Source organism: Oceanibaculum indicum P24 (genome assembly GCF_000299935.1).
Lineage (GTDB): Bacteria > Pseudomonadota > Alphaproteobacteria > Oceanibaculales > Oceanibaculaceae > Oceanibaculum > Oceanibaculum indicum.
The window spans coordinates 1-6,131 of sequence record NZ_AMRL01000051.1; the positions used below are offsets into that span (position 1 = coordinate 1).

Consider the following 6,131-nt stretch of genomic DNA (forward strand, 5'->3'; position numbering starts at 1 on the left):
CGGGCGACAGCGCCGACGCCGCCGCAAAAGCCCGTGAGGGCCGGCTGGGTGCTGCCGACATGACGGGCGGGGCGATCAGCGTCTCCAATCTCGGCATGTTCGGTGCGAAGGCGCTCACGCCGATCATCAGTCCGCCGCAATCCGCCATTCTGGGCATCGGTGCTGTGGAGCAGCTCTTCCGCCCGGACAGTCAGGGCAAGCCGGCGCTGCGTCAGGAAATGACGCTTACTTTGTCCTGCGATCACCGCGTCTATGACGGCGTGCTGGCGGCCCGGCTGCTGCAGGCCATCGCCGAGGCGCTGGAGGCGCCGCATTCGCTTCTTCGTACCGAAGATTGAGGCATTGACCATGGATTTCCTGCTTAACGAGCAGCAGAAGATGATCATCGAGACCGCCCGCAAGGTGGGCGGGGAATATGGTCTGGAATACTGGCGCGAGATTGACGCCAAGAAGCAGTTCCCCACTGAAATCTGGAAGGCGATCTGCGAGTCCGGTCTCGCCGCCGCAGCCCTGCCGGAGGAGCATGGCGGCAGCGGCCTCGGCATGCTGGAACTGGCGCTGATCGTCGAGACGCTGGCCGCGAGCGGCGCCGGCTCCACGGTCGGGCAGCTGTTCATGAACAACCCGATCTTCGGCGGCGTCGGCATCTCGCGTTTCGGTACCGAGCAGATGAAACGCGACTATCTGCCGAAGCTGGTCAGCGGCGAGATGCTGTTCTGCATGGCGCTGACGGAACCCGATGCCGGCTCCAACAGCCTGGAAATCCAGACCTTCGCCAGGCGGGAGGGCAATGGCTTCCGCATCAATGGCCGCAAGATCTGGATTACCGGCGTGCCGCAGGCCGACAAGGTGCTGGTGATCGCCCGCACCCAGAAGGCCGAGGATGTGAAGCGCCGCACCGACGGCATCACCATGTTCCTGCTCGACCGCGACCGAGAGGGGCTGACCCACACCCCCATCGAGAAGGTCGGCACCAACACGCTGACTTCCTCCATGGTGTTCCTCGACGATGTCTGGGCCGGGCCGGACGAGATCGTCGGTACCCTCGACATGGGCTGGCATGAGTTGCTGGACGTGCTGAACACGGAGCGCATCGTCACCACCGCCTGCCTGGTCGGCACGGCGCAACTGGCCATCGAGCTGGCGGTGAAATATGCCGGGGAGCGCAAGGTGTTCCGCGGCGCGCCCATTGGCTCCTACCAGGGCCTGCAGTTCCCGCTGGCCGAGGCTTATGCCCAGACCGAGACCGCGCGGCTGATGAACTACAAGGCGGCCAGCCTGTTCGACAGCGGCCTGCCCTATGGCAGCGAGGCGAATATCGCCAAGCTGATCGCCGGCCATGCCAGCGCCCAGGCGACAGACCGCGCCATGCAGACCATGGGCGGCATGGGCTATGCCAAGGAAAGCTATGTCGAGCGGCTGTGGCGCGACGCCAGGCTGTTCCGCATCGCGCCGATCTCGGAGGAGATGATCCTGAACTTCATCTCCATCCATAACCTCAAGATGCCCCGTTCCTACTGAGCACACGGCCATGGTCAATCTCAGCGCCTTCATCCGCTTTCATGCCACCCGCACGCCGGACAAGCTGGCGCTGATTTACCAGGACCAGCGCATCACCTATGCCGATCTGTGGGCGCGCATCCAGGCGCTGGCGGCGTGGATGGACGGGCAGGGCATCGGCGAGGGCGATGTGGTGGCGGTGTTCATGAAGAACTCGTCCTCCTTCATCGAGATTGCCTTCGCCACCTCCTATCTGGGCGGCGTCTTCCTGCCGGTGAATTTCCGGCTTGCGGCGGATGAGGTAGCCTATATCACCGGCAATGCCGAGGCGAAGCTGGTCTTCGCCGACAAGGAGTTCCAGCCGGTGGTGCGCGACCTGCCGCATACCGTGCTGCTGGATGCGGCAGCGCAAAAGGATATCCGCGCTCTGACCGGCGCGCCGGCCGCCATTCCGCCGCAGCGTCCGCGCCAGCCGGACGACCTGTTCCGGCTGATGTACACGTCGGGCACGACCGACCGTCCCAAGGGGGTGATGCACACCTACGACAATTACTATTGGAAGAATATGGAGCAGGCGATTTTCCTGGGGCTGACCCGGGAGGACCGCATCCTGACCGTGGGCCCGCTCTACCATGTCGGTGCCTTCGACCTGCCCGGAACGGCGGTGCTGTGGGTTGGCGGAACCATGTGCATCCTGCGCGATTTCGACCCGGCCGAGATGCTGGCGACCATCGAGCGCGAGAAGCTGACCTGCGCCTGGATGGCCCCGGTCATGCTGGGCCGCGCGCTGACGCTGGACGGGCGGCAGAAATATGATCTGACCTTCCTGCGCTGGACCATTGGCGGCGGCGAGAAGACGCCGGAAAGCCGCATCCGGGCCTTTACCGAGCTGTTCCCCAATGGCCGCTATATCGACGGCTATGGCCTGACCGAGACCTGCAGCGGCGACACGCTGATGGAAGCCGGCATGGAAATCGCCAAGATTGGTTCCACCGGCCGGCCGACAGCGCATTGCGAAATCCGCATCACCGATGATGATGGCCGGGAGGTTCCGGCCGGTACCCACGGCGAAATCTGCGTGCGCGGCCCGAAGGTCACCAAGGGTTACTGGAAAGACCCGGAGAAGACCGAGGCCAGCTTCTACCCCGAGGGCTGGTTCCGCAGCGGCGATGTCGGCTATGTCGATGCCGACGGCTTCCTCTACATCACGGATCGCAAGAAGGACATGATCCTGTCCGGCGGCGAGAACATCGCCTCGTCGGAGGTGGAGCGGGTGATCTACCAGATGCCGCAGGTCAGCGAGGTCGCCGTGATCGGCGTGCCGGACGAGCGCTGGGGCGAGAAGCCGGTCGCAATCATCGTGCCGAAGCCGGGCCAGACCCTGGCCTATGAGACGATGCGCGATCACTGCCGCCAGCATCTGGCCGGCTTCAAGGTGCCGAAGGAGCTGCATCTGCGCGAGGCACTGCCGCGCAACCCGTCCGGCAAGATATTGAAACGCGTGCTGCGCGATGAATTCCTGCCCGAAGATACCGACTAGGAGGAGGACACCATGACACTCTCCCGCACACTCGCCGATTTCGTTGTCTCCCTCGACCTTGCGACGCTGCCGCCGGAAGTGGTGGAGAAGGCGCGGGTCTGCCTTCTGAATGGCTACGGTATCGGCCTTGGTTGCCACAACACGCCCTATGCCCCGGTCGCGCGACAGGCGGCGCTGGCGATGGATGGCGAGCGGGCCGAGGGCGCCACCCTGCTGGGCGATGGCCGCAAGACCTCCATCGTCGGGGCGGCGCTGGCGAATTCCGCTTTGTTCCATGGCCGCGCGCAGGAGGATACCTGCGGGGCCGCCCATCTGGGCGCCATCATGATCCCGCTGCTGACGGCGATCATTGAGGCGCGCAACTACCCCGTCGCCCGGCTGCTGCCGGCGCTGATTGCCGGCTATGAGGTTGGCGGGCTTCTGGAAAAAACCTATGCCGGCAAGACCACGCCGGCCGGTCTGCGCGCCTCGCCGATCTATGGCACGCTGGCGGCGGCGGCAGCATCAGCCAAGCTGATGGGGCTGGATGCGGCGCAGACCCAGGCGGCCATCGGCAATGCGGCCAGCTTCGCCGGCGGCATATTGCAAAGCTTCGCTGATGGCACGGATGAATGGCGCTACCAGGTCGGCATGGCCGGGCGCAACGGCTTCGTTGCCGCCGAGCTGGCGCGCGCCGGCTCCGTCTCCGCGCCGCATGCCATCGAGGGCAAGGCCGGCTTCGTGCGCGCCTTCGCCCGTACCGAGTGCGATGTCGATGCGCTGGCGGCACGGCTGGGCAAGGATTGGGCGATCCTGCGCGTCACCTTCAAGCCCTTCCCGGTCTGCGCCTTCAACCAGACGCCGGTGACGGCGGCGCTGGAACTGAGGCAGGAGATCGCCGGTCGGGCGATCAAATCGGTCACGGTGACGATGAACCCCTACGAGACCGGCTATGCCGGCATGGATTCGGCAGGGCCATTCAATTCCATCTCCGGCACGCTGATGAGCATCCCGTTCTGCATCGCCGCCACGCTGGAGCGCGGCACGCCGACCATGCGGATGATGACGACCTATGACGATGCCACCGTGAACGCGCTGGTCGGGCGGGTCACGCTGGTCAGCGACGAGGCCGTGCCGACGCTGTGCTGCCGCATTTCGGTGACGCTGGAGGATGGCGCGATAATCGAACGGTACGAGAGCAAGACCACCGACGATTTCGCCTATGATCGGGCGACCGATTCGGCGCTGATCCGCCGGGTCGGGGCGGAGACGGATATCCCGTCCGCCGTGTATGATCGGCTGGAGGCTTTTGTCTGGGGGCTGCCGGATGGCGATATCGGCGAGGTGCTGCGCTGCTTTGCCGCGCTGCCCAGCCTGCGCAAGGCGGCCTGATGTATGCGCAAACGCTTGATCTTCGGCGCGTGGAATATATGGTCGCACGCCATCGCGTAAATGGCGGTGCAGCGGCTTTCAACGAGGGGTATGCGTGAGCGCGACCAAGGAAAAGGAACAGCAAACGGACAAGCCGCGACGCCGTTCGCGCGCCGAACGCAGCGAGGAGACTCGCCAGGCGCTGTTCCAGGCGGCGGCGGAGATGGTCGGCGAGTATGGCTATGCCGAGGCGTCGATTTCCCGCATCACGGCGCGGGCCAAGGTGGCGCAAGGTACCTTCTACAATTATTTCGACTCGCGGCAGGATCTGTTCGACCAGTTGCTGCCGGCGCTCGGCGAGAAGATGCTCGCCTATATTCGCAGCCGGATGGGCGAGGCGACCGGTCCGGAACGCGAGGAGCGGCGCATCCGCGCCTATTTCGACTTCCTGCGCGACTATCCGGAATTCTACCGCATCCTGTATGAGGCTGAGACGCTGGCGCCGAAGGCGCACCGCCAGCATATCGACGCGATCGCCGGCGGCTATGCCCGCGCGCTTTCGCGCAGCTGGGAACGCGGCGAGATGCCGGGCTACGAAAAGCGCGAACTGGAAGTGGTCGCCTTCATGCTGTTGGCAGCGCGCGGCTATCTGTCCATGCGCTACGGCTTTAGCGGGGATCGCCCCGGCGCAATGCCGGAATGGGTGATCGAGGCCTATATGAAGTTTGTCCGGCACGGGCTGTACGACGCGCAAGCGCCGGGCAGCAAACCGACGTGAATAGCTACGGTTATTGACCTGATGGTGCTGCCGAAGAAAGGCACTTGTGCCGTCATCTTCAAGGGGGACATGATGCGCCACGCGTCCTGTAGGCCGCGCTTAAAATTTATGATGCGATGTGGCCTGCTGCCGGTTTGATGGACACCGAGATAGGCCCGTTCATGCTATGCCGGCCTCTCGTTCGAAGTCGATGGGGCTTTTGCCCCAAAAGGTTGTTGAAAGGCTCCGGGTACTTCGTCTTCAGTTCGTCGAGTGTGGACATGGATGCTCCCTTCGTTCGCTGGCGTGACGCCATTTGACGTCATTAGGGTCTGTCCTGTTTAGATTGAAGCATAGCCACTGTTTCTGAGGTAGTTGGCGCATTCATGGGGCGGGAAGGCATCGAGGGGTTGGCCGATGCGTTGCCATGTGGCCTCGGCGGTTCGCTCGCCAGCCTTACGCAGGAGCAGTTTGAGCTTGGCAAAGACCTGTTCGATCGGGTTGAGATCAGGGCTGTAAGGCGGCAGGAACAGCAGCTTGGCCCCGGCGGCTCTTATGGCCTTGCGCACGGCCTGCCCTTGTGGCTGCCGAGGTTGTCCATGATGACGATGTCGCCCGGCGAGAGGGTCGGCACGAAGAACTGTTCGACGTAAGCGGTGAAGAGTTGGCCGTTGATCGGTCCGTCGAGTACGCAGGGCGCGTCGATCCGGTCATGGCGCAGCGCCGCCACGAAGGTCAGCGTCTTCCATTTGCCGAACGGGGCCTTGGCGACGAGCTTTTGGCCGCGCTTCGACCAGCCCGTCAAGGGGGGCATGTTGGTCTTTGCCCAGGTCTCGTCGATAAAGACGAGGCGCCTTGGATCAAGCCGCCCCTGATACTTCTTCCACTGCGCCCGCCGCCGCGCGATCTTCGGACGATCCTGCTCGCTAGTGGACAGGTTTTTTTTAAGCTGTAGCCCGCCTTGCGTAAGCGGTGTTTTGCGGC

At 64.1% G+C, this 6,131-nt stretch carries 5 protein-coding genes and 1 pseudogene; 5 read left to right on the top strand and 1 reads right to left on the bottom strand.

Annotation, left to right across the window (positions count from 1 at the left end; genetic code table 11):
* The 5 genes from P24_RS18800 to P24_RS18820 form a co-directional block, all read left to right on the top strand.
* A partial coding sequence (locus P24_RS18800; protein WP_008946339.1) for a 2-oxo acid dehydrogenase subunit E2 occupies positions 1 to 338 on the top strand: 338 nt, incomplete at its 5' end.
* 10 nt (positions 339 to 348) lie between these two features.
* Entirely contained in the window at positions 349 to 1,521 is a 1,173-nt protein-coding gene (locus tag P24_RS18805) for an acyl-CoA dehydrogenase family protein (RefSeq protein WP_008946340.1), read from the top strand.
* Positions 1,522 to 1,531: 10 nt separating this feature from the next.
* A complete protein-coding gene (locus P24_RS18810) occupies positions 1,532 to 3,040 on the top strand; it encodes a long-chain-fatty-acid--CoA ligase (protein WP_008946341.1) in 1,509 nt (502 codons plus the stop codon).
* Positions 3,041 to 3,052: 12 nt separating this feature from the next.
* Positions 3,053 to 4,411 (top strand): MmgE/PrpD family protein, encoded by a 1,359-nt coding sequence (locus P24_RS18815; protein WP_008946342.1) that lies wholly within the window; start codon positions 3,053 to 3,055, stop codon positions 4,409 to 4,411.
* 94 nt (positions 4,412 to 4,505) lie between these two features.
* Positions 4,506 to 5,168: a TetR/AcrR family transcriptional regulator gene (locus P24_RS18820; RefSeq protein WP_008946343.1), complete on the top strand. Its 663-nt coding sequence runs from the start codon at positions 4,506 to 4,508 to the stop codon at positions 5,166 to 5,168.
* A gap of 320 nt (positions 5,169 to 5,488) precedes the next feature.
* Here P24_RS18820 and P24_RS18825 read toward each other — a convergent pair.
* Positions 5,489 to 6,131, bottom strand: a pseudogene (locus P24_RS18825) (IS630 family transposase); the annotation flags it as partial.